This window comes from Actinomyces sp. S6-Spd3 (assembly GCF_000758755.1).
Classification (GTDB): Bacteria; Actinomycetota; Actinomycetes; order Actinomycetales; family Actinomycetaceae; genus Pauljensenia.
Genome location: NZ_JRMV01000281.1, coordinates 337,357 through 362,492 on the forward strand (window position 1 = coordinate 337,357; position 25,136 = coordinate 362,492).

23 protein-coding genes and 4 tRNA genes are annotated in these 25,136 nt (G+C 56.0%); 11 read left to right on the forward strand and 16 right to left on the reverse strand.

Features of this window, described 5'->3' with window-relative positions:
- Positions 1–2: 2 nt before the first annotated feature.
- Entirely contained in the window at positions 3–2,285 is a 2,283-nt protein-coding gene (gene glgX, locus HMPREF1627_RS08630) for a glycogen debranching protein GlgX (protein WP_034503684.1), read from the reverse strand.
- Positions 2,286–2,387: 102 nt separating this feature from the next.
- Between glgX and HMPREF1627_RS08635 the strand changes: the two genes are divergently transcribed.
- From HMPREF1627_RS08635 to mnmA, 4 genes are read left to right on the forward strand one after another with little or no spacing between them, the layout of a single operon-like run.
- Positions 2,388–3,197, forward strand: a complete 810-nt coding sequence (locus HMPREF1627_RS08635; protein WP_034502924.1) for an electron transfer flavoprotein subunit beta/FixA family protein — start codon at positions 2,388–2,390, stop codon at positions 3,195–3,197.
- Positions 3,194–4,186, forward strand: a complete 993-nt coding sequence (locus tag HMPREF1627_RS08640; protein ID WP_034502928.1) for an electron transfer flavoprotein subunit alpha/FixB family protein — start codon at positions 3,194–3,196, stop codon at positions 4,184–4,186. Before HMPREF1627_RS08635 ends, HMPREF1627_RS08640 begins: the two co-directional genes overlap by 4 nt.
- A 12-nt stretch (positions 4,187–4,198) precedes the next feature.
- Positions 4,199–5,392 carry a cysteine desulfurase family protein gene (locus HMPREF1627_RS08645; RefSeq protein ID WP_034502932.1) on the forward strand — a complete coding sequence of 398 codons (1,194 nt, stop codon included), beginning with the start codon at positions 4,199–4,201 and terminating at the stop codon, positions 5,390–5,392.
- On the forward strand, positions 5,389–6,567 hold the full coding sequence (mnmA, locus tag HMPREF1627_RS08650) for a tRNA 2-thiouridine(34) synthase MnmA (protein WP_034502936.1): 1,179 nt from the start codon (positions 5,389–5,391) through the stop codon (positions 6,565–6,567). The genes HMPREF1627_RS08645 and mnmA overlap by 4 nt, the downstream gene beginning before the upstream one ends.
- A 22-nt stretch (positions 6,568–6,589) precedes the next feature.
- On the opposite strand, the gene HMPREF1627_RS08655 is transcribed toward mnmA, so the two are convergent.
- Positions 6,590–6,670 (reverse strand) — tRNA-Leu (locus HMPREF1627_RS08655).
- Between the two features lie 90 nt (positions 6,671–6,760).
- Here HMPREF1627_RS08655 and bcp point away from each other — a divergent pair.
- A complete protein-coding gene (bcp, locus tag HMPREF1627_RS08660) occupies positions 6,761–7,237 on the forward strand; it encodes a thioredoxin-dependent thiol peroxidase (protein WP_034502939.1) in 477 nt (158 codons plus the stop codon).
- Between the two features lie 147 nt (positions 7,238–7,384).
- On the opposite strand, the gene HMPREF1627_RS08665 is transcribed toward bcp, so the two are convergent.
- From HMPREF1627_RS08665 to HMPREF1627_RS08675, 3 genes are all read right to left on the reverse strand, one after another.
- Positions 7,385–7,939 (reverse strand): hypothetical protein, encoded by a 555-nt coding sequence (locus tag HMPREF1627_RS08665; protein WP_034502943.1) that lies wholly within the window; start codon positions 7,937–7,939, stop codon positions 7,385–7,387.
- Positions 7,940–8,016: 77 nt separating this feature from the next.
- Positions 8,017–8,089: transfer RNA gene (locus tag HMPREF1627_RS08670), tRNA-Lys, on the reverse strand.
- 43 nt (positions 8,090–8,132) lie between these two features.
- Positions 8,133–8,205, reverse strand: a tRNA-Lys gene (locus tag HMPREF1627_RS08675).
- 97 nt (positions 8,206–8,302) lie between these two features.
- Here HMPREF1627_RS08675 and HMPREF1627_RS08680 point away from each other — a divergent pair.
- Positions 8,303–9,031: a metal-dependent transcriptional regulator gene (locus HMPREF1627_RS08680; protein ID WP_234305303.1), complete on the forward strand. Its 729-nt coding sequence runs from the start codon at positions 8,303–8,305 to the stop codon at positions 9,029–9,031.
- Here HMPREF1627_RS08680 and HMPREF1627_RS08685 read toward each other — a convergent pair.
- A complete protein-coding gene (locus HMPREF1627_RS08685; protein ID WP_034502947.1) occupies positions 9,025–9,465 on the reverse strand; it encodes an HIT family protein in 441 nt (146 codons plus the stop codon). The two genes, HMPREF1627_RS08680 and HMPREF1627_RS08685, sit on opposite strands and share 7 nt — an antisense overlap.
- A gap of 133 nt (positions 9,466–9,598) precedes the next feature.
- On the opposite strand from HMPREF1627_RS08685, the gene HMPREF1627_RS08690 reads away from it, so the two are divergent.
- Together HMPREF1627_RS08690 and HMPREF1627_RS08695 are read left to right on the forward strand one after the other, a co-directional pair.
- Positions 9,599–12,535, forward strand: a complete 2,937-nt coding sequence (locus HMPREF1627_RS08690) for a leucine--tRNA ligase (protein WP_034502950.1) — start codon at positions 9,599–9,601, stop codon at positions 12,533–12,535.
- 2 nt (positions 12,536–12,537) lie between these two features.
- Complete coding sequence (locus HMPREF1627_RS08695) at positions 12,538–13,668, forward strand: Fpg/Nei family DNA glycosylase (protein ID WP_034502952.1); 1,131 nt, start codon at positions 12,538–12,540, stop codon at positions 13,666–13,668.
- A 27-nt stretch (positions 13,669–13,695) separates the two neighbouring features.
- Here HMPREF1627_RS08695 and HMPREF1627_RS08700 read toward each other — a convergent pair whose 3' ends face one another.
- From HMPREF1627_RS08700 to HMPREF1627_RS08715, 4 genes are all read right to left on the reverse strand, one after another.
- Positions 13,696–14,196, reverse strand: coding sequence for a GNAT family N-acetyltransferase (locus tag HMPREF1627_RS08700; RefSeq protein WP_034503689.1), 501 nt, complete (start codon positions 14,194–14,196; stop codon positions 13,696–13,698).
- 109 nt (positions 14,197–14,305) lie between these two features.
- Positions 14,306–14,923 (reverse strand): serine O-acetyltransferase, encoded by a 618-nt coding sequence (cysE, locus tag HMPREF1627_RS08705; RefSeq protein ID WP_034503696.1) that lies wholly within the window; start codon positions 14,921–14,923, stop codon positions 14,306–14,308.
- Between the two features lie 124 nt (positions 14,924–15,047).
- Positions 15,048–15,980 (reverse strand): cysteine synthase A, encoded by a 933-nt coding sequence (gene cysK, locus HMPREF1627_RS08710; protein WP_034502956.1) that lies wholly within the window; start codon positions 15,978–15,980, stop codon positions 15,048–15,050.
- 58 nt (positions 15,981–16,038) lie between these two features.
- The gene (locus tag HMPREF1627_RS08715) at positions 16,039–16,680 is read right to left on the reverse strand and encodes a YigZ family protein (protein ID WP_034502960.1); all 642 of its coding nucleotides are present in this window, start codon (positions 16,678–16,680) and stop codon (positions 16,039–16,041) included.
- Positions 16,681–16,883: 203 nt separating this feature from the next.
- Between HMPREF1627_RS08715 and rpmF the strand changes: the two genes are divergently transcribed.
- Positions 16,884–17,054, forward strand: a complete 171-nt coding sequence (gene rpmF / locus HMPREF1627_RS08720; RefSeq protein WP_009409287.1) for a 50S ribosomal protein L32 — start codon at positions 16,884–16,886, stop codon at positions 17,052–17,054.
- A gap of 91 nt (positions 17,055–17,145) precedes the next feature.
- Positions 17,146–17,850 carry a DUF421 domain-containing protein gene (locus HMPREF1627_RS08725; RefSeq protein ID WP_034502965.1) on the forward strand — a complete coding sequence of 235 codons (705 nt, stop codon included), beginning with the start codon at positions 17,146–17,148 and terminating at the stop codon, positions 17,848–17,850.
- 102 nt (positions 17,851–17,952) lie between these two features.
- Here the strand turns inward: HMPREF1627_RS08725 and HMPREF1627_RS08730 are convergent, their stop codons facing one another.
- From HMPREF1627_RS08730 to HMPREF1627_RS08755, 6 genes are all read right to left on the reverse strand, one after another.
- Positions 17,953–18,612 (reverse strand): LutC/YkgG family protein, encoded by a 660-nt coding sequence (locus HMPREF1627_RS08730; protein WP_199805888.1) that lies wholly within the window; start codon positions 18,610–18,612, stop codon positions 17,953–17,955.
- Positions 18,613–18,619: 7 nt separating this feature from the next.
- Positions 18,620–20,245, reverse strand: a complete 1,626-nt coding sequence (locus HMPREF1627_RS08735; RefSeq protein ID WP_034502973.1) for a LutB/LldF family L-lactate oxidation iron-sulfur protein — start codon at positions 20,243–20,245, stop codon at positions 18,620–18,622.
- A gap of 1 nt (position 20,246) precedes the next feature.
- Complete coding sequence (locus tag HMPREF1627_RS08740) at positions 20,247–21,044, reverse strand: (Fe-S)-binding protein (protein ID WP_034502975.1); 798 nt, start codon at positions 21,042–21,044, stop codon at positions 20,247–20,249.
- A gap of 362 nt (positions 21,045–21,406) precedes the next feature.
- A complete protein-coding gene (locus HMPREF1627_RS08745) occupies positions 21,407–21,961 on the reverse strand; it encodes a hypothetical protein (protein ID WP_420705314.1) in 555 nt (184 codons plus the stop codon).
- A 61-nt stretch (positions 21,962–22,022) separates the two neighbouring features.
- Positions 22,023–23,693, reverse strand: a complete 1,671-nt coding sequence (locus tag HMPREF1627_RS08750) for an L-lactate permease (protein ID WP_034502980.1) — start codon at positions 23,691–23,693, stop codon at positions 22,023–22,025.
- A 188-nt stretch (positions 23,694–23,881) separates the two neighbouring features.
- Positions 23,882–23,954 (reverse strand) — tRNA-Arg (locus tag HMPREF1627_RS08755).
- A gap of 230 nt (positions 23,955–24,184) precedes the next feature.
- On the opposite strand from HMPREF1627_RS08755, the gene HMPREF1627_RS08760 reads away from it, so the two are divergent.
- On the forward strand, positions 24,185–25,135 hold the full coding sequence (locus HMPREF1627_RS08760; protein WP_034502983.1) for a methylenetetrahydrofolate reductase: 951 nt from the start codon (positions 24,185–24,187) through the stop codon (positions 25,133–25,135).
- Position 25,136: the final 1 nt, after the last annotated feature.

Sequence of the window (25,136 nt, forward strand, 5' to 3'; positions counted from 1 at the left end):
GATCACCCCTGAGGCGAAGACTCTACAGCAGACAGGTAGATATGCATGCTGAAGGGGTCCAAAGAAATAGTGTCGCCTGGAGCCTTTCGATCAAGGGAAGCCGGCAATCGCGTCGCGTCGAACACAGAGCTAATGCCGCCGTCTTCGGGGTTACCCCATGCGGTGTCGAGGACCTGAACCCACGGGCAGCCGCGGCCTTGGGAAAGAACGACATCGCGGTCATCTGTTGTGCCATTGAATACGACCAAGGCGTCGCGGCCGTTGTAGGGGCTACCGGAGCGAAGCATCTGGAAGACTCGAGACTCTTGAGATCCCCAAATGTCATCCCTCATCGGTGAGCCATCGGCGCTATACCAAGAAAGATCAGCGATGACATCGCCATGAGGATCTGTTCCTGAGAAGAAAGCCATAGGGCGAAGCGCCGGGTGAGCGCGGCGCAAGGCCAAAAGCCAACGCACCGTCTGGAGCTGATCTTTCTGGAGTTCAGAAAGATCCCAATCGATCCATGAGATCGGAGAATCCTGACAGTAGGCATTGTTATTGCCAAATTGCGTACGAGAAAATTCGTCTCCTGCAACCAACATTGGAGTTCCCGAAGAGACCAACAAAGTTGCAAGTAGATTTTTCTGGCTGCGCTGACGGGCAGGGATAATGTCTTCGACAATGCCCGTTACGTCGCGGACATCGGGATCAACACCGATGATGGGGGAGGCAATTGCCCCCTCCAAACCGTGATTCCACGAGTTGTTGTTATCAGAACCATCACGGTTTTCTTCGAGGTTTGCCAGATTGTGCTTGTGATCGAAAGCCGTCAGATCTGCCAAGGTAAAACCATCGTGGGCGGTTACGAAATTGACCGAAGCGCTGGGACCTCGCAAATATCCCACGCCGTGACCGAAGACATCTTGAGAACCTGACAAGCGAGTCGCGAACTCGTTCGAACCGCCGGCGCCACGCCCGCCGGCCAAGGCGCGCATATCGGAGAGCCAGAAAGTGCGCACCGTATCGCGGAAACGGTCATTCCATTCACAGAATGGATCAGGGAAATTGCCTGTCTGCCAGCCGCCGAGGCCGACGTCCCAGGGTTCGGCAATGAGTTTGACCTCACGAAGAATCGGATCCGCGCCCATCCCGATCAGAACGGGGTGCATCGGAGTGAAACCATTAGCAAAGCGCCCCAAGGTAGCGGCAAGGTCGAAGCGGAACCCATCGATCCCCATATTCGATACCCAATAGCGCAAAGAGTCCAAGATGAGCGAAATAACCTGGGGATTATCCGTATTGACGGTGTTTCCAGTCCCTGTCGTATCGATGATGTGCGAGGGGTATCCCTCGGTCCGGCGGTAGTACAGGGGCGAATCAAGTCCGCGGAAAGACAAGGACGGACCGGCATCACCGTTTTCACAGGTGTGGTTGTAGACGACATCCAGGATGACTTCGATACCTGCTTCATGCAGGATCGAAACCATTCCACGAAATTCATCAATGACTGCCTGAGGTCCGCGTGCACGGGCAGAAGCGCTGGCATAGGAAGGTTCGGGGCTAAAGAATGACAGAGTCGAGTATCCCCAGTAGTTCGTGAGTCCACGTTCAACGAGGAAAGGCTCATCAGACTTTGCGTGGACTGGGAGTAGCTCGACGGAAGTGACGCCAAGTTCCTTGAGATAGCGCACTGAGGCAGGGTGGGCGAGTCCTGCGTAGGTGCCGCGAAGGTTGGGGGGAACCTCCGGCATATTCTGCGTAAAACCTTTGACGTGAAGCTCATAAATGACTGTCTCGTCCAAAGGAACCTTAGGCTGGGGTGCGAGCTTGAACGAGGTGTCGATAACCACGCTATGCGCGTTGTAAGGTGCGGAATCTGACTGCGAAGGCTCAAGCGGATAGGAAACCGGGTAGAGATCTTCATCAACGCTGTGTGCGTAAACTTCCGGGCAAATATCGACGCTGCCTGCGAGCCCGCGGCCATAGGGGTCAATGAGTAGCTTGTTGTAGTTGAAGAACAAGCCTGCGTCGGGATCCCAAGGTCCTTGAGCGCGGAAGCCGTAGTGGGTACCAACTCCAAGACCTTCGATGTAACCGTGCCAGATTCCGTGATCAGGCCCAAGAAGGTGGTAGCGCTCTTCGCTACCGCTTTGCGGGTCGATGACGCAGAAATCTACTTGAGTCGCGCGCGTGGAGACAACAGCGACGTTAAGGCCCGATCCTGCCACTGAAACGCCCAACTGACGAAAGTGAGGATTTGGCCGATTAACGGCACGGAACGCGTGTGTTTGCTGTTGTGACATTACCGCCTCTACATCTGTCATAACAGCTATAAGCATAGTCGCTCCTGTTCCTCAGCACACTCGGAGCTGCGCGCATGAGGCCTGATATGGCACTCTGGATACATGAGGATTGCAGTGCTGGCTAAGCAAGTTCCCGATACCAGCTCGGGGCGTCGTTTTGAAGGCTCGCGTCTTGTCCGCGGTGAAGACGATGTACTGAATGAATTTGATGAGAATGCAGTCGAGGCGGCGGCCGAGCTTGTTGCTGCTCACGGCGGTGAAGTGCTCGCTGTGAGCATGGGGCCGGAAGATGCCAGTGACGCACTGGTTCGTTGTCTTGCTCTCGGCGCCGATAGCGCGTACCTCCTTTCAGACCCCTTGCTTGAAAACGCTGATGTCACAGTGACAGCGCGCGCACTCGCGGCTTTGATCTCGCTCTTGGCCGAAGAAGAAGCGATCGACCTTGTTTTGTGCGGCATGGCGGCATCCGATGCAATGACCTCGATGCTCCCGGCAGCACTCGCCGCTGTCATGAATGTTCCTTTGGTATCTCAGGTTCGTGAATTGACAGTTGATCCCGATAGCGGTCACGTCCAAGCACTGCGCAGCGTGGATGGTGTTGATGAAACTTTGCGCGCGCCCCTTCCGGCAGTCATCTCTGTGACGGATCAACTCAATGAGCCGCGATTCCCCGGCTTTAAGGATTTGAAGGCAGCACGCATGAAGCCTCTCGTTCAGGCCGAACTCGATGACGTCGCTGGCTACGATCCCACTGGATGCCTCAGTGAATTAGTCTCCGGAGCTCGCTCCGAGATGCCTTTGGGCGTTGTCTCGATGACAGAACATAATCGCGGCGGCTCTGGTGAGGTCTTCACCGATACCGGGGACGGCGGGACGCGCCTGGCTGAGTTCATTGAGGAGAAGATGAAATGAGCACTTGTCTTAAGGACGCGATTGTCGTCATCGATTGTTCGGATACCGCTTCGCTGGGTTCGCGTTACCGCGACATGATTGCCCAGGCGCATGAGTGCGCCGAAGCTGTCCACGCGATTGTCGTCTCTCAGGAAGAGCGCGAGTCTTTGCGCGAAGAACTTGGACGCCTCGGTGTTTCTTCTTGCGTTTTCCTCCAGGTAAATGAATCGGTGCTGACTGCCTCGGCACTTTCCCCTGCACTTGCGTCGGCTTACTCGCGTTTCGGCAACCCGCAGGCCCCGCTTCTTTTTGCTTCGCGTTTCCTTGACCGTGAGTGCGCAGCGTCGCTTGCGATCACTTTGGGAGGCTGCGCGATTGCCGAGGCCCTGGCTCTTCGCGTAGAAGACGGACACTTGTGTGCGACTACGGATGCTTTGGGGGGAACGTGGCGCGCAGAGATTGCGACGCACAGTGCCCCAGCGTGCGTGTGCGTGCGTTCTCGTGGATTGGAAGTAGCGGCTGAGGAAAACGAATGCGTTGAACTCGCTAGTGAAGTCGTAGAGCCCGATCCTACGCGTACGCTCGTCGTCGAGCGGGTTGAAGCTAGCTCTGATGGGCGTCCCAGTGTCACTGATGCGCAGGTCGTTGTCGTTGGCGGTCGTGGTGCCGGAAATGATTGGTCTCTTGTTGAAGATCTCGCCGACGTCTTGGGCGCTGGAATTGGCGCGACCCGCGATGCTGTTGACGAAGGCTGGGCTCGCCGCAGTGCGCAAATTGGACAAACCGGTCTCACGATTGCTCCCAAGCTCTACATCTCGCTCGGCGTCTCGGGCGCGATTCATCACACAGTGGGGATTATGTCCTCGCAAACGATCGTTGCAATCTGTGATGACCCCGATGCGCCAATCTTCGAACTCGCGGACTTTGGCGTAGTGGGCGATATGTACGAAATCGTTCCCCAGGCTCTGGAACACTTGCGCGCATGGCAGGCATCTAGAGCCGACAACTAGTGAAAGACACACGTGTCGCATTACCTTGATCACGCGGGATCAACGCCTCTGGCCCCCGGTGTTTGTGAAGCATGGATGCATGCCCAGGAAGCACTGAGTGAACGCCCTGGGAATCCGGCTGCGCTACATGCCGGTGGACGCGCTGCACGCAGGATGCTTGAAGATGCGCGAGAACGTGCGAGTGCTGCCCTTGGTGCCGAGCGTGCGGAGCTGGTCTTCACATCGGGCGCAACAGAATCTGATGCTCTTGCACTTCTTGGGGCTTCTCGGGGAATGCGAAACAAAGATGCGACGCGCAGCGATGTGTGGATGTCGCGCCTTGAACACGACGCAGTCAGCGAACAATCTGAAGCGCTGGGGCGTGAGGGCTTTAACATTCGCAAGTTTGATGTCGATTCACGGGGTGTTACGACATTTGAGAATCTGCGTGAAAACCCGGAGATGCTTCAACGTGCCGCGCTCATGTCCCTGACGTGGGTGTGTTCTGAAGTGGGAACTATTCAACCGATCGGGGAACTATCTGAACTCGTCAGGTCACACTCCCTAGACGTGCAATCTCCTCTTCTTCACTCCGATGCAGCGCAAGCAATTGGATACTGCGATGTCAATTTCAGCGAGAGTGGCCTCGACCTGCTGACAGTGGGAGGCCACAAAGTTGGGGCCCCCGTCGGCACTGGTGCATTACTTGTTCGCCGGGGAGTGAAGGTCGTAACCGACCGCCCAGGTGGAGGACACGAAAGGGGGATCCGCTCGGGTACCCCAGATGTTGCTGGCGCATGTGCACTGGCAACTGCACTGGAGTACGCAGCTGCACACCGCCTCGAACGGGTTCAGAGGGCGCAAGACCTTCGTCGCCGTCTCCTTGCTGGTCTTCCCAGCGATGTGCGCATGACGGTGGACCCCCACGCGGCCTCGGCGGCGATTATCCACTTGATGATCCCGACTCACCATCCCGAAGCGGTCCTTTTAGCAATGGATATGGCGGACATTGACGTCTCGGCTGGATCCGCGTGCCATGCTGGTGTTTCGCGGCCTTCAAGAATCGTCATGGAACTGGGATACGACGAAAACCAGGCTCTGGGGGTGTTGCGAGTATCGACGGGAATTGAAACTCAGGCAGAAGATATCGATGCTTTCTTGGCAGCACTTCCCGCAGCCATTCGAGCCGGGCAAGCCTTGGATGAACGAGAGGGAACGGGCGCATGAGGGTCTTAGCAGCTCTTTCAGGCGGAGTTGACTCTGCAGTCGCAGCCGCGAAAGCCGTAGAAGCAGGTCACGAGGTAGTCGGTGTCCACATGGCTCTTTCCTCCCAGCCTCAAGAATGTCGCCTTGGCTCACGCGGCTGCTGCTCCGTTGAAGACGCGGCAGATGCTGCGCGCGCAGCTGAGATTATGGGGATTCCCTTCTACGTGTGGGATCTTGCAGAAGAGTTTGAGCAGACAGTGATCACCGACTTCGTTGAGCAGTACGCGGCCGGGCACACCCCGAATCCCTGCGTGCGATGCAATGAGTTTGTGAAATTCAGAGAGCTCGCGCAGCGCGCGCGGGCGCTTGGCTTTGACGCAGTCTGTACGGGACACTACGCGCGGATTGTTGAAGGGCCGAATGGGCCGCAGCTGCACCGAGGCAAAGACGAAGCGAAGGACCAATCCTACGTCTTGGCAATTATGGGACCGCAGGAACTACCACGCGTGATCTTCCCGTTGGGCGAGGCGCCTTCGAAAGCCTGGGTGCGTTCAGAAGCTGAAAGAATGGGGCTGGGGGTTTCCAACAAGCCCGATTCTTACGATATCTGTTTCATCCCCGATGGAGATACCCAAGGCTTCCTCAAGTCTCATCTGGGCTCAAAGCCCGGAGAAATCGTCGATACCGATGGGCAAGTTGTTGGCCGCCACGAAGGGTACTGGAATTTCACGGTCGGTCAGCGTCGTGGTTTGAACTTAGGGAATCCGGCTGCAGACGGTCGACCTCGGTATGTGGTGGAAACACGCCCCGAGACCAATCAAGTGATTGTTGGCGCTTCAGAACTCTTGTCGGTGGACCGTATCACTTGCTCGGATATCGTCTGGCTAGCAAACGACGATCAGGGAGACGTTGACGAGGCCGCGACGAGTGCCTTTGGCGCATCGATCGGGGAGCGGAGCCTGGGCGAGGTTGACGAGCGTGTGCTCACCGCGCAGATCCGTGCCCACGGCACGCCCAGCGTTGTTACCTCTGTCCAGCGCTTCGGGGAAGAGGAAGAAAAGCTTGAGCTCTCCCTGGCGCTGCCAATTCGTGGTGTGGCAGCTGGGCAATCCATGGTTCTGTATCGGGGAACTCGCGTGATTGCCGAGGCGACAATTGAACGTGCAAACCGTGGTGAGGGAAGCGTGGCCTCCTAGGGGAGGCGCGGGAATTTATCAGTGCGCAAGATGGGACTCGAACCCACACGTCAAAGACACTGGAACCTAAATCCAGCGCGTCTACCAATTCCGCCACTCGCGCAACGCTCCGAGTTTACCTTATCGATGGTGCGATGCACTCCTCGAAGCACTACGCGAGCATGGGGCCTCTCTCACGACTAAGCTCGTCGCTATGGCTCAACTTCACGTAGGGGACAAGGCTCCCGACTTCACGCTCGAAACCACGCAGGGAACTCTTTCTTTGCACGACCTCTTAGGACGGGCTCGCGTCGGAGTCATCGTCTATTTCTATCCCAAGGCCTCGACACCCGGGTGTACGAAGGAAGCATGTGATTTTAGGGATCACTTCAATTCTTTTAAGGCACAGGGCTATGAAGTCATCGGCGTCAGCGCCGATTCAATGAAAGCCCTTGAAAACTTTTCGCAGAAACAGTCTTTGAACTTTCCTTTGGCCTCGGACCCGGATAAGACAATGCTTGCCCAGTGGGGAGCATGGGGAGAAAAGAAGAACTACGGCAAGATCTTCTTGGGCATTATTCGCTCAACCATCGTTCTTGACACCAGCGGCGTCGTCACGCATGCCTTGTATAACGTCAAGGCAACCGGCCATGTTGCCCGCTTGCGTAGAGACCTCGGTCTTGATGACTAAGTAAAAATTGGGCCAAACCGCTTCATCGTGGTTTGGCCCGATTTCTATTTGTGATGAGGGATGAATGACTGCGGAGCGCGGTGCGCCGTTGAACCCCACTCCGCAGCCGGCTCTTGTAGATGAGCTGCGAAGGTGAGCGTGTCGCGGTCACAGTGATGTTGCTTGGATCTCCGGATCAAACAGCGGGACCGGCGAAGGACGGCGTTCTTCGGCGGTTGCAAAGGATTCGGCAGCACCAACGAGGGTGTGCAGGTCGTGCCCTTCGAGCATCCACTGTGCCGGGGTCGTCTGATCAAGTACCTCGAGGGGACGTTGGAACCACGAAGCAGCGGTGAGCTGGTGAACCCGACCGCGCAGGCGACCGAGAACATCCGACATATCGTCAATGACGGAGTGATTGGCCATAAGCTGCCACGTGGGGTAGTACCAGATTGTTGAAGGGGATTGGACTGCAAGAATGCGATTGGTTCGCACAGCCTTGTTGATTCCTTGACGCGAAATTCCAAGCCAGGCAACGATGTCGGATGTGGTACACACAGGGCCGACGAGTTCGTGAAGGCCTGGGCGGGGATCGGTCATTGAACGGACCAGATGGGTGGCCTGCTCGACGATATCGGGAGTAATGACGGTACGGCGACGAGCACTTAACTGTTGTTCAATCGATGCGAGCAGATCCTTCTCTGAAGAAGTGAGACGACGCATGAGATGCTCCGAGGGGGGTGAGTAGGGCACAGATACGCAAAGAGGTACCCGGCCATTGGCGCCGCCTCGGCAATGGGTGCGCCATGAGGGACTTGAACCCCCAACCCGCTGATTAAGAGTCAGCTGCTCTGCCAGTTGAGCTAATGGCGCTTCAGTTATGTGTTTACAGTAGCACACAAGTGAACGTACTGTGTGCGCCATGAGGGACTTGAACCCCCAACCCGCTGATTAAGAGTCAGCTGCTCTGCCAGTTGAGCTAATGGCGCTTTGTCCTAAGGACAAGAAAGTAGATTACATACTAATGACGCCATGCGCAAATCATGCCGGGGCCGAATTTTGAGTACGAGGCTGTAGGCTAGGGGAGTGCAAGCAGTTGACATGGCATCGGTCGATAGTCGAGTTTCCCGCGAAAATACGGTAACGCAGGACTACCTCAAAGCAATTTGGGGAGCTGAAGAAAACGGTGACGAAGGAATCACAATTCGTGCACTTGCTTCGCGTGTCGGAGTCGCGGTTTCAACTGCCTCGGAAAAGGTCAAAAGGCTCGCAGCTGAGGGGCTTGCCTTTCACGAACCCTATGGGAAAGTAACTTTGACTGGAGAAGGCCGTCGGCGAGCTCTTGAAGTTGTGCGTCGTCATCGCCTTCTTGAAACTTATCTGCACGATGCTTTGGGCTTCGATTGGGATGAAGTCCACGAGGAAGCCGAAATTCTTGAGCATGCGGTTTCCGACCGTCTTCTGAACCGGATTGATGAACAACTGGGATACCCAAGGCGCGATCCTCACGGAGATCCGATTCCTTCAACTGATGGGCAAGTGCGCATTCTTTCGCTTACTCCCTTGCGTGACATTCCACTTCATCGTCGTATGCGAATAGCTCGTTTTAGCGATAGTGATGCACGTGCTCTTCGCTCCCTCGAATCTAAAGGACTAGGACTTGACGCCGTCGTGGCGATCAGTGAACGAATGGATGCTCAAACGATGAAAATCATCGTTCAAGCAGAAGAAAAAGAACGACTCCTTGAGCTTAACGCCCAAGAAGTCGCCCTTGTGTTCGTCACAAGCGTGGAGGAACAGGAAGCAAGTTACTGAAGCGAGGCCATCTGGGGTGGAACTTTGGCGCCGTAACCCAAAGCAACCACGGCCTCGCGAAGCTTCTCAATCGCAGCGTCGAGTTCTTCTGAGCTTGCAGGGGCTGCATTGCTCAAAAGGACGTCGCTCTCGGTGCGCAGAGGAATGACGTGCAGGTGCGTATGAGGAACCTCAAAACCGGCGATAACAAGTCCGGATCGCTCGACACCAAAGGCACGCTCTTGTGCTCGGCCGATGATCTGCGCGACTTCCATCAAGTGGGTGCATTCCTGTGGATCCAATTGTGTCCATGAAGGAATAGGATCTCGCGGGACGACGAGGACATGACCTGGACTCGTCGGCTCGATGGTTGCGAAAGCAACGCAGGAATCGTCCGCCCAGACGAAACGCCCAGAGAACTCACCTGAAATAATTTTTTTAAAAACGGTACTCATGTCTCTATTGTCGAACGCCGCGAGGGTTTTGCCTAGTGGGAATAAACAGGCAAATTTGCGCCAATGCACTACCCTAGATACGGCATAGAACGAGCCTGAAGACACTGTGTTTTCAGGGTAGATGGAGGCAAGGATGAGCGAGATCTCAACAGGGGAGCCCGATTTCCGTTACACGGCGCAATTGGCCGGAGAGATCGAAAACAAGTGGCAGGACCTATGGGACGAACGTGGGACCTTCTACGCGGATAACCCCGAGGGAGATCTTGCAGGTGATCTAGCCACACGTCAGTCTTTCTTCCTCCTTGACATGTTCCCGTACCCTTCGGGCAAGGGCCTGCATGTCGGCCACCCGCTGGGATACATCGCAACTGACACCGTTGCGCGTTTCCACCGCATGCAAGGTGAGAACGTTCTGTACACCATGGGCTACGACGCCTTCGGTCTTCCTGCAGAACAGTACGCTGTTCAGACCGGCCAACACCCGCGCGTGACAACCGAAGAGAACATCGCGAACATGCGTCGTCAGCTGCGCCGTCTGGGGCTTTCGCACGACCGTCGCCGTTCCTTCGCAACGACCGATGTCGACTATGTGCACTGGACCCAGTGGATTTTCCTTCAGGTGTTCAACTCATGGTTTGATCCGCAGGCACCGCGTCGCGATGGACGAGGCTTGGGTGCCGCGCGTCCGATCAGCGAATTGATCGCACAGTTTGCTTCCGGAGCGCGTGAGCTTCCCTCCGAGATCGCGCAGGGACGTACGTGGGATGAATTGAATTCGCGTGAGCGCGCGCAGATCATCGATTCCTACCGCCTCGCCTATATCTCCGAGGCGCCCGTGAACTGGTGTCCGGGTCTGGGAACCGTTTTGGCCAACGAAGAAGTGACGGCGGATGGCCGTTCAGAGCGTGGTAACTACCCGGTTTTCAAGCGCAGCCTGCGTCAGTGGATGATGCGTATTACCGCCTACGGTGATCGCCTCGCTGAAGACCTCGACACCATTAACTGGCCTGAAAAGGTGCGCACCATGCAGCGCAACTGGATTGGCCGCTCCAACGGCGCGGAGGTTGACTTCATTGCAGTCGGCGAAGGCGTCAGTGATCGTGGTTTCACGGTCTACACGACTCGTCCCGACACTCTCTTTGGCGCAACCTTCGTCGTCTGGTCGCCCGAGCACCCACTCCTTGGTGGCACCACCCCGGGTTCGGCCTCGGACCAAGCAGCGCTGGATATCCCCGCGAGCTGGCCCGAAGGCACCCGCGAGGCCTGGCGTGGTGGCTATGCAACGCCTGCCGAGGCCGTGGCGGCCTACCGTGCACAAGCTGGGGCAAAGACTCCTGAGCAACGCGCAGAAGATGCGGGGGAGAAGACGGGTGTCTTCACGGGCCTGTGGGCAATTAACCCTGTCAATGGCCGTCGCATTCCTGTGTTCATTGCTGATTATGTCCTCATGGATTACGGCACCGGTGCGATCATGGCAGTTCCTGCACACGATGATCGTGACTGGGAATTCGCTCAGCGTTTTGATCTGGATATCATCCGCACTATCGGTGATGCTCAAGATCCGACCGCTCATGACCTGAGCCAGGGCGCCTACACCGGTGATGGCGTTGCAGTTGACTCCGCGAACGAAGAGATTAGCCTCAATGGTCTGGATAAGGACGCGGCAAAGGCGGCAATGACCCAGTGGCTCGAAGAAAAGGGCTTGGGACGCGCTGCTGTTACCTACCGTCTGCGTGACTGGCTTTTCAGTCGTCAGCGTTACTGGGGAGAGCCTTTCCCGATCGTTTGGGACGAAGATGGGGTGGCTCATGCCCTCCCCGAAGAGATGCTCCCTGTTGAGCTTCCCGAGATTAGCGACTATTCGCCTCGTACCTTCGATCCTGATGATGCTGATACGGAACCGGAAGCGCCGCTGGGACGCGCACAGGAATGGGTGAACGTCACCCTGGACCTGGGGGACGGCCCGAAGAAGTATCGCCGTGAAACCAACACCATGCCTCAGTGGGCCGGTTCGTGCTGGTACGAGATGCGTTACACCGACCCGACGAACTCCACTGCTTTTGCCTCGCAAGAGAACCTGTCCTACTGGATGGGGCCGCGAGAGGGCAAGATCAGCGGTGGTACCGACCTGTACATCGGCGGTGTTGAGCACGCAGTTCTCCACCTGCTCTACGCACGCTTCTGGCAGAAGGTCCTCTTTGACCTAGGATTCGTTCCCGACGCTGAGCCCTACCACACCCTGTTCAACCAGGGCTACGTCCAGGCCTATGCCTACACGGATGCTCGCGGGCAGTACGTTCCCGCGGACGAAGTTGAAGGCGACGAATCCACCGGATTCACGTGGAAGGGTGAACCCGTTAACCGTGAATACGGAAAGATGGGTAAGTCACTGAAGAACATCGTGACCCCTGATGAAATGTATGACGCCTACGGCGCCGACGTTTTCCGCGTGTATGAGATGAGCATGGGACCGCTGGACGTCTCACGTCCGTGGGACACCCGCGCGGTTGTTGGCTCCCAGCGTTTCCTGCAGCGTCTGTGGCGAAATGTTTTGGACGAGACCACCGGTGAGGTGACCGTCAGCGATGACCCAATGGATGCAAAGACCGTACGCCTTTTGGCGCGCACCATTGCGGAAGTGACCGTCGAGTACGAGAACCTGCGCATCAACACTGCGATTGCAAAGCTTATCGTTCTCAACAATCACCTGACGTCTTTCGATCGCGTGCCACGCGTTGCAGTCGAGGCCCTCATTTTGATGCTCTCACCGGTTGCTCCGCACATCTGTGAGGAACTGTGGTCGAAGCTCGGACATGCAGATTCTCTTGCTCGCGTTCCCTTCCCGGTTGTGGAAGACGAATCCTTGCTCGAGGACGATACCGTCACAGCGATTGTCCAGGCCAATGGCAAGCTGCGTGCAAAGATCGAGGTTCCGGTCTCGATCTCTGAAGAGGATCTTCGTGCACTGGCTCTTGAGCAGGGCCCGATTGTCAAGCTCCTCGAAGGCCGCGAGCCTCTCAGGGTGATTGTGCGTGCCCCGCAATTGGTCAACATCGTTCTTCCGAAGTAACCATGCCTGAAGGAGATGCGATCCACCGGATCGCTCACACTTTTTCATCTCTTTTCGAAGGCGCTCAGGTGCAGGCGTCCTCCCCTCAGGGGAGGTTCGCCTCGTCTGCGCAGCTCATTGACGGCCACGTTGTGGTTGCGGTGCGAGCAGTGGGCAAGCATATGTTCGTTGCATTCGCTGCTCCCGGCCTCGCCACTTCCGTGATTGAGCAGGCCCGAGAAATTGAAGCTGAATACGCTGCTCGTTTGAACAGCGCCGAGGCCGTGGCTGCTCTTCCTTTTACCGGTAGTTCGCCGGTGTGGGGAGAACGTGCCTTCCCCAGTGAAGAATCCCTTCAGTGGCTCCATATTCACTTGGGGTTGTATGGCTCTTGGCGCTTTGACGCTGACGAGCGAACACAGGATGTTCCAGCCTCAATTGGCGCTCCCCGGACGAATTGGGTTGCAACGAAGGGACACCGTCATGCTGCCCTCAAGTGGGCAAGTTACTCGGAAGATAGCCTGTATGTCGAGGACAATCTTGCTGCCGGCGAGGCTAGGGATTTGGCAGGCCAATGGCAGGCTCCTGAACCTGTGGGGCAGGTTCGTCTGCGTATCCTCTCCGAAGTGGCCGTTGCAGATGTGACGGGACCAAATCGCTGCGAGCTCATTTCCGACGACCAACGTTTGGTTACTGAGTCAAAACTCGGTTGCGATCCTTTGCAACCTGGGGCATCACAGGAGCCTGCAATGCGCAAACGTTTCATTGAGCTGGTTCGCGCGCGTAAACGTCCTGTTGGTGAATTAATCATGGATCAGTCCATTGCAGCAGGGGTGGGAAATATCTATCGCGCTGAGGCTCTTTTCCTCGCCGGGATTTCTCCGATGCGCGCAGGAAACCGGCTCTCAAAGGCTCGCGTTGGCCAGCTGTGGGACATCATCTGTGAACTGATGACTCGTGGATTGGAAATCGGACGGATCGACACTATCCGTCCCGAAGATCAACCTGATCCGATTCCTGAAGGGGATGAAGAACTTGGGCGATGGTACATCTACCATCGCAGCGGTCGTCCCTGTATTAAATGCGGGACCATGATCAGTGAGAAGCTCATGCAAAACCGCAGGCTGTTCTGGTGCTCAAATTGCCAGAACTAGGACAGAATCGTCAGTGAATCTGGGGTCTTAAGCCTGTTCGTAGTTTTCGCTCTCCTGGAAGATGTCGTAAACGTGTGGCAGATGCGCATTTGCCTCATCGATGCGGACGATCAGGGATGAAGCTCCCCAGTCTTGGCATCGGCGTGCACATTCTGCGACCAAAGCCGTTGCAATACCGCGCCGGCGGAATTTCGGGTGGACCATCAAGTCGATGACCTGTGGGAGACCGCTGGGTTCTTCTACAGGGGGGTCAACGACGACGATGATTGCTGCGACGAGGTCTCCATCGACCCACGCGCCCAGAAAAGATCCTTCCAACGGGGTGCCGAAAACCCCTTCGAAACACAGGCGCATTTCATCCGTTGCTTCAGCCTGTGCCTCCAGAGTTTGGCGTTCTCCGTAGGCTGCGAGCGAGAGCTGTGCAAGCTCGGGGATATCGAATCGTGTGAGCACACCGATTTCACACTCTGCTGCACCGTGAAGGCGCGTCAGTGCGTCAATCTGTGCTTGTAGAGAATGTTTATCCATAAGGACAGAATATGTGATCTGTTGCACGCGCGAGGTTCTATGGGAAGTTGTGCGCCTAAGGAGTCCTTAAGTTGGGAATATGTTCGAGGGCTTGACAAAACCTGCAGTGCTAGATGTACCAGGTCGGGTCTTCTTCCCAGCAGTTCGGATCGATGATGAGATCGCAGTCTTCTTCCACCATGCGAGTCTCAGGCTTTTGGCGTAATTGTGCCGGAACGCCAATTGCAACAGCATCCTCGGGAACATCTTTAGTGACAACCGCGTTTGCGCCGACCTTTGCTCCATCGCCGATGGTGATCGGTCCAAGAACCTTCGCTCCCGCACCGATCATCACGTGATTTCCGACAGTTGGATGGCGTTTGCCCTGAGTCATCGCAACGCCGCCGAGGGTGACACCGTGGAAAATAACAACGTCTTCACCTACCTCAGCGGTTTGGCCGATAACGACTCCCGTCGCATGATCAATAAATACGCGGCGACCGATTTTCGCCTCGGGATGGATATCAACACCCGTCGCCATGCGTGCAAGGGAAGAGAGTACACGCGCAGGAGTACGCAGATGGCGGTGCGCCCACATCGCATGGGTTACGCGGTGCGTCCACAGTGCATGAACGCCGGGATAGGCAAGTGCGACCTCGAGGGTAGAACGTGCTGCCGGGTCGCGGCGTTTAGCCGTGCGGAGATCTTCTGCAAGAAGTTCGATTACCTTGCGGGGAGACGAGGCCATGGTCAGTCTTTCGTGAATCGCGATCTGCACGTATCGTGCTGGTTTCTAGCCTAGCGAGCTGTGTGGAGGATTGGCAGAAAATTGAGTGGGTGGGGAATAAGCCCCCACCCACTCATGAGTGTTCTCAGTCGCGCAGATTTTCGAAGAGCGCGGTGGAGAGGTAGCGCTCGCCCGTATCCGGCAGAATGACGACGATACGCTTCCCCTCGTTTTCAGGGCGCTGAGCAACCTGAATTGCTGCGGCGAGCGCTGCACCGGAGGAAATACCGACGAGGAGTCCTTCTTCTGCTGCTGCACGGCGGGAAGTCTCAAGAGCCACAGGGGTCTCAATATCGATCACTTCATCGACCACGCTGGCATCGTAGGTCTTTGCGACAAAGTTGGGGCCAAGTCCTTGGATTCCGTGAGGTGCAGCCTGTCCACCGGTCAGAAGAGGAGACTCGGCGGGCTGAACAGCAATCACCTTTACTCCCGGCTTCAGTTCCTTGAGCACCGAACCTACGCCAGAAACAGTGCCGCCTGTGCCGACACCGGCAATAAAGATATCGATGTTCTCGTCAGTATCGCGAAGGATTTCTTCGGCGGTCGTACGACGGTGGACAGCTGGATTGGCAGGGTTCGTAAATTGCGATGCGATGATTGAACCGGGACGAGAGTCGCGGATCCGTTCGGCTTCCTCAACCGCTGCGGTGACGCCACCCTTGGGGTCAGTTAGGACCAGTTCTGCCCCGAAAGCGCGAATTAGAATGCGACGCTCAACGCTCATAGAAGATGGCATGACGATCACGACTTTGTATCCGCGAGCAGCGCCAACCATTGCCAAAGCCACGCCGGTGTTGCCGGAAGTTGCCTCGATAATGGTGCCTCCGGGCTTGAGCTGTCCCGAAGCCTCGGCGGCATCAACGATTGAGCGCGCGATACGGTCCTTAACGGAAGAAGCGGGATTGAAGGCCTCGACCTTTGCAACGATCTCTGCGCCGCCCTTCTTCAAGCGGTTAATGCGCACCAGGGGGGTGCCGCCGATGAGATCGGTAACGTCAGTTGCGATGTTCGTCATGATTTCTCCTCAGATGGCTGTGAGCCTTACTCACACCGCAACTCTAAAACCGACCGAGTTATTCCTCGATTTCTATGTAACGTTGTCCCAATTCACGGAAGGAATACTTCCCAGAGCTGAGATTAGCCAGAAGCGCAGTGGCGGATTCGAGCTGATCAGGAGACATTGCTAAGCGGATCAAGACGTTCTGGCTCCATTCGGTGGCCAGTACCTGTGCTCCCATGCGACGCAGTTCAGCCTCGATTCGTCCTGCGTCGGTGGGATCAAGTTCCGTTTCCACAACCGTGAGTGCTTCCAGGCGGGCAAAGGAAGCCAGTGCGAGGGCTTCGCTGGTCGCGCTTGAGTAAGCCCGCACGAGGCCGCCTGCGCCCAAGAGTATTCCGCCGAAATAGCGCGTGACGACGACCGTCACATTCCACAGCTCGTTCCGCTTGAGAACATCGAGCATCGGCGTTCCAGCGGTACCAGAGGGTTCTCCATCGTCAGAAGAGTGCTGAGACGGGGATTGCCCTTCTTCCGCAATCATCCATGCCGAGCAATTGTGGCGAGCTTGGGGATGTTCTTCTTTGATGGAATTGATGAAGGCTCGCGCTTCCTCGGGTGAATCTGTTCGTGCAATCGCAGCAATGAAACGTGATCGTTTGATCTCGATCTCGTGACTCAGACGTGTTCCTGAGCGAAGGACTCGAAGTGATGACATGGTGGTCTCATTGTCGCATGGCGGGGGAGTTTGGCTCGAATGAGACGAGCTTCGCACGAATATTTCCTTTGGAATATGCGTACTTTTGGCCCGTCGTGCTACAGTGGTCAGGTTGTCGAAAGTCGTATTCGTATGACTGTGCACCCAAAGGGGTGTTTTTCGACGCGGTAAAACGTCAGAACTAGAAGAGGAGCGGTAGGGTCATGGCAGTTCCCAAGCGCAAGATGTCCCGAGCAAACACCCGCACTCGCCGGTCCGCATGGAAGGCCGATCTCACTGAGCTGAACACCATCAAGGTGGGCGGCCGTGAGGTGCGTGTTCCCCGTCGTCTGGCGAAGGCGTACAAGAACGGCCTGCTGGACGTCGAGGACTGATTCCTCCGTTCGCAAGTTTTTGTGGGGCCCGGTACCTATTGGTACCGGGCCCCACACTGGTATTAGTTAGTCCGTGCTCTATTGTTGACATATGTGGCACGAACTTATCCTTGACGCACACTCGATTTACCGACTTTTCATCGGTATCGTGATCATCTCTGCTCACCTGACTTTGACAAAGAAACAGAGCCTCACCCAATTCACTTCCATTGACTTCATCGGAAACTTCATTTTGGGTGGAATTATCGGCGGTATTATCTATAACCACTCGGTTTCAACTTTCTCCTACCTCGTTTTATTGCTTGCAACCGTGGGGATGATTTCGCTCTTCAACTTCATTGCCTCCCGCTTTATGCCCGCGCGGCAAATCGTCAAGGGCAAAGCGGTGACCATCATCAATCACGGCCAGTTCGTCATTGATTCTCTCGATGATGCAAGCAGTAATTTTGACATCATTAATTTCATCGAAGAGCTTCGCTCGCGCGGGATCTTTTCAGTTGAAGATGTTGAGTTTGCACAGTATGGGTCCAATGGCTCTTTGACCGTTGTCAAGAAGGGCGATGGAAGCTTGAGCTACGTCTTAGTCTCGAAGGGACAGGTTGTTCAGGATCAACTTGAAGCCTCTGGCCAGAGCAAGGAATGGCTTACTAAGGAACTCAAACAACAGGGAATTAAGCTCGAAGACATTTTCTTTGCTGAGCTCGAGGGGCGCGAGAAGATTTATATCGTGATGAATGACTTAACGACTCATACCTTTACCTTCTCTCTTGAAAATTCTGAGGAGGGCGGAGAATAAGTCACTTGTGCCTATGCCTTGGGCATTTGTCGCGAGGAAAACTTAAGCGGTGGGGCGGCCTTTGGTCGCCCCACCGCTTAATAACGTGTCGGATCGAAGTACTCAGTGAGCGATGATGACCCGCAAGAAGCGGGGACCGTGAACACCGTTGACTCGAACCAACTCGATATCCGAGGTCGCTGAACCACCGGCGATCCAGGTCGTCGGGCGAGTCGGATTCTGGCCCAAAATTTCAACCGCCTGAGGAACAGTCGGTACGATCGCTGAGCGTTCCAAAATAACCACATGCGTGTCGGGGACCAGGGAAATCGCGCGGCGCCCCTGATCGGGTTCCCCATCAAGAACAATCGTTCCCGAAATCGAGATGCCAACACGCGAGCGGGTGACGACTGCGTCGATCTCATCGAGCTCCAGCGTCGGAATAGCGTTCTCGCGCGAGTCCTCGCGGACCGTGCGCTTGTCACGTCCCGCTGCCTTTTTGAACTGATCATCGAGGCCGGTGGGGACAACCACGGAAGAAGCCTTCGCCTCGGAAAGGAACTTCGCGATAGCGTCAGCAATGGCCTCGTCATCGCGAGCTTCAACCACCTGTGCTGAGTAATCCTCGAGCTTTTCGATCATATCGGCGATGACTTCATCTGAGCCCGGAGCAAACTGCCCTTCTCGGATGTAGTTACGAGGGATCTCGCGGACGGGGCGTCCTTCCTGCGAGCGCTCGATGGCCTCGCGCGCACGCGCAAGGATTGCGGTCTTTGCATCCATAACCATCTCAGGCCTCCTCATCATTCGTGTGAGTAGTCATTCCGTGCTCACTGGCCAAAGGAATGCCACGTGCGGGTGCATCTGTACGCGGGGCGGAGGCATCTGATTCGGGGTGAGTGCGCCGCCACCACTGGCGGAAGGTTTCCTTAGGGGCAACCGGAAGATCACGAGCTCCCGTCCACAGCGAGGCTGGGAAGGGGAGAGCGCCGATTTTGCCCTTCTTCTTACCAATAAGGCGGGTTGCCTTCACGCCGGCCGTTGCAAGCTCCCAGGCCTTAGCGTTGGACATGACCGGGGTTGAAACGCCCATTGCCAGATCCCACACGTCGGGCACGATGGTGTGCTTGACGTCCACGGTGCGTGCACGCATGTGGATCAAGATGTTCGGAATCTTGATCTTGACTGGGCAGACCTCGCCGCATGCGCCACACAGGGAAGAGGCGAAGGGAAGGGTGTGAACCGGATCCTTCTCATCCAAGCCCTGGGTGAGCTGCGGGGTGAGGATCGCGCCAATGGGACCGGGGTAGACCGAACCATAGGCGTGGCCAGAAGTGTGCTGGTAGACCGGGCAGATGTTCATGCAGGACCCACAACGGATGCACGCAAGAGCCTCGCGACCAATCGGGTCGGCCAAGGTCTTAGTGCGGCCGTTATCCATCAAAATCACGTGGAATTCCTGGGGGCCATCTCCGGGGGTGACACCGGTCCACATCGAGGTGTAGGGGTTCATGCGCTCGCCAGTTGCAGAACGGGGAAGCAGCTGAGCGAAGACCTCAACGTCCTGGTAACGAGGAACCAACTTCTCAATACCCATAAGGGTAATGAGAGTATCGGGAAGAGTCAGGCACATGCGGCCGTTACCTTCGGACTCGAAGATCGAGACGGTACCGGTTTCTGCGATGCCCATGTTTGTTCCCGAAACTGCAACCTTTGCGTGAAGGAACTTCTTACGAAGGTGCGCGCGGGCAGCGGCCGTGAGTTCTTGCGGATCGTCGGAAAGATCTCGGGGAGCGTCTTCCATGCGGTCGAGGAAGATTCCACGGACCTCGGAACGATTGCGGTGAATTGCAGGAACAACGATGTGGCTGGGCATGTCGTCAGCAAGCTGAACGATCATTTCCGCGAGGTCGGTTTCGCGCGCGGAGATGCCTTCGTCCTTGAGGAACTCGTTGAGGTTCGTTTCCTGGGTCGCCATCGACTTAATCTTGACGACTTCATCGACTCCCTTGGACTTGATGATGTCGGCGATGATGCGATTTGCCTCGTGCTTGTCGCGAGCCCAGTGAACAATGCCACCGCGTGCGGTTACGTTGCGTTCGAACTCTTCGAGAAGCTCGGGAAGTCGGGATTCGACCTCAAACTTGATAGCTTCAGCGGCGTCGCGCAGATCTTCCCAGTCGGGCATTTCGGCAACGCGCTGGCCGCGCTTGGTGCGGATAGTCCGAGTTGCATGGCCCAGGTTGCGGCGCATCTGAGTATTGGCGAGGGTGCGGTGTGCGCCCTGGGGGAAAGTCGGTCCCCAACGAAGCGTGTCCTCGGGAATGGTGACGGTAGTCCGCCATCCTCCGGTGTGAACCGTGGCGTCGGAATCGTTGCTGACGACTCCTGGCATACCAATAAAGGTTTCAGACATATCAGATCACCTGAGCGCTTTCCGGTGCGAATGAAATGTTGCCAAGGAATGGCTGGTCCTTGGTTGATGCAAGGATTTCAGCAAGGTGCATGGGACGGATACCTGAATTCAGACGAGACAAGCCGCCGCCAACATGCATGAGGCAGGAGTAGTCACCCATAACCAGAACCTCTGCCCGGGTAGACATCACGTTTGCGACCTTGTCGGCAAGCATCGCAGTTGAAGTTTCGGAGTTCTTCATCGAGAAGGTGCCGCCGAAACCACAGCAGACTTCGGCGTCTGGCAGATCGATGAGCGTCAGGCCTTCGACGGCGCGCAGGAGGCGGTAGGGGCGGTCACCCACGTGAGCGATGCGCATTGAGTGGCAGGTCGGGTGGTAAGTGACGGTGTGAGGGAAGTATGCGCCCACATCTTCCAGACCGAGGACATCAGTGATGAGCTCGGTGAGATCGTAGGTGTGCTTGGCGATTTCCTGGGAGCGCTTTGCGAGCTGCGCATCGCCAACGTGTTCGGCAACGAGCTTTTGCTCGTGGCGGGCAGCACCCGTGCAGGAGCCGGAGGGAACCACAATTGCGTCCCACTCTCCGTCGAGAACTGGTTCGAAAGCCTTGACGTGGTTGCGCGTGATCTTTGCGGCGTCTTCAAAGTAGCCGGTGTTTGCATGCATCTGACCGCAGCAGACCTGGCCTTCTGGGAAGACGACTTCATGGCCGAGGCGCTCCAGCAGAGACACTGTCGCCTGGGCGGCCTGGGGGAACATGACGTCTGCCAGGCAAGTTGAGAAGAGAGCGATACGCACTGGGAGATCCTTTCTCGTAGGTGCTATTTCTCAAAGTATGGCTGGGTCTGAGGTCCCAATGGGGGATAATGAGTCAGCCCCTTGCTAGGTGGCGGCCAGAATTGTTGATTTTGTGCGGAAAAGTCGCAGAATTAGATCGCTGAAATGACGGCTTCTCTTGAGCTATTTGTCGCGCCGAAAATGCGACTTAAGACAGAGCATCCTTTCCTTTTTCAGTTTTACGCGGCTGCGGTACGCGAAAAACTACTACCCGGCCTCGTGGATTGACGAGGCCGGGTAGTAGTTTCCGTATCTGCGAAAGGAAGTCCGTTCGGCTTCTCTATTACTTCGCGAGGGTGCTCAGCTGGGGAAAACGCGTTTTCTTAGCCCCTGATTCCTTCGCCAGTGACGATGATGAGGTTACAGTCTGAGGACGCCGCGAAGCTTGTTATATCGAATGACCCCCAGTTCGAGTAAATGTTGTTCTTATCAGTTTGGAGCACCGTGTTCGCATGATCGGAGGGAACAGTGAAAAAGTGGCAGTTTTGGGGGACGTACTCGTAGAGGCCTGGATAGATACCGGGAAGAAGTGCGTTATTTCCGTCGCTTCCATTGGCAAGCATCTGGATTGTCTCAGGAGGAACACTTGCGACGCCTGTTACCCATAAGTGATGGTCGGGTGAGGGTAAGAGCCATCCTTCTGGGAAGTTGGCTGCCACGACGTGTCCCTGAGTTGCACCAAGCCCGGGCATCCGTTCATTGAAGGAATCGGTGCGTTCTTGGACCTTGATTTCGCCGTCAGTTTCGTAAGTGAACTCGGCAAAGCGTGGGTCCTGGGGTAAGCGTGAGCGTGCTGCGTTTGAACCGAAGGGAATGCATCCCGTGAGAAGCGTGATCGCTGCACAAAGAAGTGCCAAGGATCGCAATGGCTTCGACATAAGACACTCCTTTTGAAGCAGACGTTGGGCTCGCAGCCACGAGACTGCGAGCCCAACGATCTTAAGCAACGGGCATATAGGAACCTAAATATCCTTGCGAGGCGAGGAAGATCAAGACGCACAAGATGAGCAGCAATCCGATGGAATAGGGGGCTGCTTTCTTGAGAATCTCTGCTTCGCTTCCGGGCTCGTTGATTGCGGTCGCTGCGATGGTGAGATTTTGTGGCGACACAATCTTGCCGATACCTCCACCAATCGTGTTGCCTGCAAGCAAAGTCGATGGGTCGAGTCCGGCGATCTGCGCTGCTGTGGACTGAAGGTTGGCAAAGAGTGCGCCTGCGCTGGTTGCAGATCCTGCGACTGCTGTTCCCAACCAACCAAGGATGGGGGAGAGGAAGGCGAAGAACACGCCGGTTGTTGCAAGAGCGGTACCAATCGCCCCAGTTTGTCCAGAGAGGTTCATGACGTAGGCCAAGCCCATGACCAAGCAGATCGTCAGGATAGAAATCTTCAAGGTGGAAATTGTCTTGAAGAGAGTTGCAATTCCCTTTGTGAAGGTCATGGGGTAGCGACCGCCCGAACTGGTGCGACCGTAAACGAAAGCAACAATGAGAGCAGTGACGAAGATCCACGTTCCAGGGTTGGAAAGGAACTGGAATGTGTAGATCGTCGAAGAAACGGCCTTGCCGGTGGAATCTACCAACTCCCCGTGCAATCCGGGGACGGGGATCTTAATGTCTGTGGACTTGAAAATGGCGTCAATATCAACGCCGATCTTCCACAACTTGGTGATGGCAATGACGACAACAACCAAAACGTAGGGGAGAAGTGCCAAGGTGATTCGCGAGGCATTGGGACGATCTTCTTGTGTGCTCTCAGAACGGTAATCGTCGGGCGTCTTCGGGGTCCATACCAAGAGGAAGATGTAGGAAGCGGCCAAACCCAGAAGTGAAGCGAGGACAGCGGTTAGTTCATAGGAGAACTCTGAGGTGAAGAAATGCCCTGCTGCGGTTGCGACGCCGGAAATCAGAGCGATCGGCCACAACTGGGCGACGCCTCGGCCCCCATCAAGGATCCACAAGAGGAGGAGAGGAATGAAGCAGGCGAAAATCCAAGAAAGGTGACCCATATTGGCTGCAACCACCAGGGGGTTTTGGCCGCCCAAACGGCCGGCGGTCGTTGTCGGGATTGCCATTGCTCCGAAACCAACGTTGATTGCGTTGCCAACGATGGTCACAACAGCAGCCTTTACCGGGGGAAGGCCAAGTGAGACAAGCATCGCGGCAACGATTGCCACGGGCGCACCGAAACCTGCGAGGCCCTCAAGTAGACCACAGAAGGAGAAGGCGATGATCAGCGCTTGGACTCGAATGTCACCCTTGCCGATCGTGTTGAAGACAGCTCGCATGTCTTTACTGCGGCCGGAAACCTCGGTGAGGTTATAAAGCCACACGGCGGCGATGATGATGTAGATAATTGGGATCAGAGCGAAGATGATGCCTTGGCCTGCTGCCAAGAGACTCATGCTCAGTGGCATCTTATAGCCAAAGACGGCGATGAGTAGTGCAGCAACGAGCGAAATCAATGCGCACCAGTGCGTCTTGACTTTAAAAGCGCCCAGAAGAACGAAGAACAGCAGGAGCGGGAGAATTCCCGCAAGTGCCGTTAAAAATACGTTTGCGCCGATAGCCGTCGTTGACGGCGTAAAACTTGTGCTCACCAAAGAGAACATGGCTACTCCTGCAACAGTGCGAGTGGGTGATCCTAGCCAGATTCTAGGCCTAAATTCCTATCTCGGTGAGATTTTTAGGAAAAATTCCGGTGAAACTACAGAATAAAGGCAAACTCTAGGCTGTTTTCCGGGAGAAAAGCATGCTAGGGCGAAATAAAAACGTCCTGTGCATATTGCGTGCGGAAAAGCGCCCCCGACAGGACTCGAACCTGCAACCTCGGGATTAGAAGGCCCTTGCTCTATCCATTGAGCTACGGAGGCACACCAGCCAAGCTCTGACCGGCCTTACATAGTGTACATGGCACAAGCCGTCACACTTTCCCAATCTCTGGGCCGACTGTGCACTTCGAAAGAAAACAACGGATAATACAGTCATGCTTGAAAGAAGTTCTGGACGTAGTGCCCTTGTGGGTTCGATCCGCGCTCGAATGTGCGCCTAAGTTTTCCGCGCATCCGACCGTGGCGCTTCGCGCCGACTTCCAAGGACTTATATGACACAGCCCTCTCAATCTTCTAGTGACCTCACGACCTTGTCGTTCGAGGTCATGCCTCCTCGTAAAGAAAACCTCATTAAACCTTTCTGGGATACCGTCCAGCGTCTTCTCTCCGTTACCCCCGATTTCCTGTCGGTAACTTATGGTGCCGCAGGACAAGATCGACACAGTGCACGCGATGTTGTGCGCTCTCTCGTGCAGGACAGCCCCGTTCAGCCCATTGCTCACCTCACCTGCGTGGGGACAACGGCGACGGAAGTTGGGGAAGTCGTTTCGGACTACTTGGACGCCGGAGTGCGGACTTTCCTTGCACTTCGCGGAGATCCTCCCGTTGGCCGTCCGGATTGGCAGCCTGCGCCCGGCGGAGTGAGTTCAGCAACCGAACTTGTCACTTTGATTCGCTCCATCGAGGCCGCGCGCTGTGCGCAATACCCCGGTGCGGCCTTGCGAGCAGCGTTCAAACCTCTCACTATCGCTGTTGCTGCATTCCCTGCTGGTAACCCTGCGGCGGGTACCTCTCCCAATCAAGAAGTTGAACGCCTGCTTGTTAAGCAATCAGCGGGTGCTTCTTTCGCAATCACACAGTTGTTCTGGGAGACAGATACCTACGTGAATTTCCTTGAGAAAGCACGGAGCAATGGGGTTACGATCCCGATTGTTCCCGGAATTTTGCCCCCGACTGACATTAAGCGCGTCAATCGAATGACAGAGCTGACCGGGGTTGTTTTCCCCGAGTACCTGCGTCGACGCTTGGAAAGCGCGCAATCAGTTGAGGAGATGTACTCAGTCGGCGTTTCTTTGGGAGCGCGGCTGGCTCGGGATCTTCATGAAGTAGGAGCCCCGGGTATCCACATGTATACCTTTAATAAAGCGGCACCTGCTCTCGATGTGCTTGATGCTGCTGGACTTGTTTCTGCAAGCCATTTAGACCCGTCCATTTCACGATGAC

What these genes read in the sequence shown, in the direction of transcription:
- glgX (WP_034503684.1), bottom strand. Translation starts at nt 2,285, where the DNA reads ATGTCACAACAGCAAACACACGCGTTCCGTGCCGTTAATCGGCCAAAT.
- HMPREF1627_RS08635 (WP_034502924.1), top strand. Translation starts at nt 2,388, where the DNA reads ATGAGGATTGCAGTGCTGGCTAAGCAAGTTCCCGATACCAGCTCGGGG.
- HMPREF1627_RS08640 (WP_034502928.1), top strand. Translation starts at nt 3,194, where the DNA reads ATGAGCACTTGTCTTAAGGACGCGATTGTCGTCATCGATTGTTCGGAT.
- mnmA (WP_034502936.1), top strand. Translation starts at nt 5,389, where the DNA reads ATGAGGGTCTTAGCAGCTCTTTCAGGCGGAGTTGACTCTGCAGTCGCA.
- bcp (WP_034502939.1), top strand. Translation starts at nt 6,761, where the DNA reads ATGGCTCAACTTCACGTAGGGGACAAGGCTCCCGACTTCACGCTCGAA.
- HMPREF1627_RS08665 (WP_034502943.1), bottom strand. Translation starts at nt 7,939, where the DNA reads ATGCGTCGTCTCACTTCTTCAGAGAAGGATCTGCTCGCATCGATTGAA.
- HMPREF1627_RS08685 (WP_034502947.1), bottom strand. Translation starts at nt 9,465, where the DNA reads ATGAGTACCGTTTTTAAAAAAATTATTTCAGGTGAGTTCTCTGGGCGT.
- HMPREF1627_RS08690 (WP_034502950.1), top strand. Translation starts at nt 9,599, where the DNA reads ATGAGCGAGATCTCAACAGGGGAGCCCGATTTCCGTTACACGGCGCAA.
- HMPREF1627_RS08695 (WP_034502952.1), top strand. Translation starts at nt 12,538, where the DNA reads ATGCCTGAAGGAGATGCGATCCACCGGATCGCTCACACTTTTTCATCT.
- HMPREF1627_RS08700 (WP_034503689.1), bottom strand. Translation starts at nt 14,196, where the DNA reads ATGGATAAACATTCTCTACAAGCACAGATTGACGCACTGACGCGCCTT.
- cysE (WP_034503696.1), bottom strand. Translation starts at nt 14,923, where the DNA reads ATGGCCTCGTCTCCCCGCAAGGTAATCGAACTTCTTGCAGAAGATCTC.
- cysK (WP_034502956.1), bottom strand. Translation starts at nt 15,980, where the DNA reads ATGACGAACATCGCAACTGACGTTACCGATCTCATCGGCGGCACCCCC.
- HMPREF1627_RS08715 (WP_034502960.1), bottom strand. Translation starts at nt 16,680, where the DNA reads ATGTCATCACTTCGAGTCCTTCGCTCAGGAACACGTCTGAGTCACGAG.
- rpmF (WP_009409287.1), top strand. Translation starts at nt 16,884, where the DNA reads ATGGCAGTTCCCAAGCGCAAGATGTCCCGAGCAAACACCCGCACTCGC.
- HMPREF1627_RS08725 (WP_034502965.1), top strand. Translation starts at nt 17,146, where the DNA reads ATGTGGCACGAACTTATCCTTGACGCACACTCGATTTACCGACTTTTC.
- HMPREF1627_RS08730 (WP_199805888.1), bottom strand. Translation starts at nt 18,612, where the DNA reads ATGGATGCAAAGACCGCAATCCTTGCGCGTGCGCGCGAGGCCATCGAG.
- HMPREF1627_RS08735 (WP_034502973.1), bottom strand. Translation starts at nt 20,245, where the DNA reads ATGTCTGAAACCTTTATTGGTATGCCAGGAGTCGTCAGCAACGATTCC.
- HMPREF1627_RS08745 (WP_420705314.1), bottom strand. Translation starts at nt 21,961, where the DNA reads ATGTCGAAGCCATTGCGATCCTTGGCACTTCTTTGTGCAGCGATCACG.
- HMPREF1627_RS08750 (WP_034502980.1), bottom strand. Translation starts at nt 23,693, where the DNA reads ATGTTCTCTTTGGTGAGCACAAGTTTTACGCCGTCAACGACGGCTATC.
- HMPREF1627_RS08760 (WP_034502983.1), top strand. Translation starts at nt 24,185, where the DNA reads ATGACACAGCCCTCTCAATCTTCTAGTGACCTCACGACCTTGTCGTTC.